Source organism: Micromonospora sp. NPDC047548 (assembly GCF_040642975.1).
GTDB lineage: Bacteria > Actinomycetota > Actinomycetes > Mycobacteriales > Micromonosporaceae > Micromonospora.
Map to the genome: position 1 here is coordinate 1 of NZ_JBEYTI010000129.1, position 1145 is coordinate 1145.

A 1145-nucleotide genomic window follows, 5' to 3' on the forward strand; every position below is an offset into this window, starting at 1 on the left:
GGTTCACGCAGCGTGACCTTCAATCTCGCGTATGTCAGTTCGATTTGCCATCTTTCGGCGTACAGCGCGGCGATCTGGTCGGCAGGGTAGCGGCGGTGGTCGAGCAGGGTGGTCAGTACCCGGTACCGGCTGGTCTTCGTCCACCTGCCGGTCCGGTCGCGGCTGGTGACGGTGAATTCCACCAGGCGGGCGACCACCGGTGACAGCCGGGTCAGGCTGCGGTCGCCGCTGGTTTTGCGGCGGCGGGCGAGCATCTGGTCGGATTCGTGCAGGCCGACCCACACGGACCCGTCGGACAGTGTCTGATCCAGGCGGGCGGGCAGGCTCCGGGCACCGTTCTTGACCCGCCACACCAGATGCGCTCCGGTGGCGGACGCCCGCGTCCAGCGGTCCATCGAGAAGAAACCCCGATCGGCCAGGTTGATCGTGCCCGGCCGCAGTTCGCTGATCAGATCATCGGCCAGGGCCTGCTCGCTGATGCCGGACGAGCCGACCCGGGCGGCGATCACCCAGCGGATGCCGCAGGCCACCAACGCGACCATCCGCGCCTGCGGGAACCGGCCCTTGGACGGGGTGGTGAACCCGGCCCGCATCTCGGCCGTGTCCGCCAGGTCGAACACGGTGCCATCGATCGCGGTCACCAACAGGCCGAACATGTGACACTGCGCCCCAGCGGGCGGCATCGCTCGCGCGGAAACGGCGAACACCTGTTCCATCACCTGCTTCGGGACCCGGCCGCGGGCTTTCGACACCCCGGCCGCGCTCGGCGTGCCCTCGATACGGGTCCGCGGGATCCGCGCGGTCACCCGCCCGGTCACCACACCCGCGCTCTCCCGGCGGAACAGGCACAACCCGAGCACGATCATGGCCGTGACCGCCGCGGTCAACACCCGCCGCCGCGCATCGACATGCCCCACCACAGCCAGGGCCTGCTCGATCACATCCGGATCAGCCACCACCGGCCACAAACGGCCGTTCACCCGCTCGTCCAACCCGCCGAACCCGGCCGGGCCGGCGATCACCGCAGTACGTAACGCCTCCCGCTGATCAGCGAACTGCTCCACCGCACGGACGGACACCATGGCAGAATCGACCATCGAAGCTCCTGGTCAGACATGTGGATCTAGTCAATCCATGTCCTACCA

The 1145-nt window shown here is 68.5% G+C and carries 1 protein-coding gene; it reads right to left on the reverse strand.

Annotated elements, in window-relative coordinates; translation table 11 throughout:
• Window positions 1–1097 (reverse strand): IS4 family transposase (locus ABZ807_RS33385; RefSeq protein WP_357167177.1); only part of this gene is annotated, 1097 nt, incomplete at its 3' end.
• Window positions 1098–1145 lie beyond the last annotated feature (48 nt).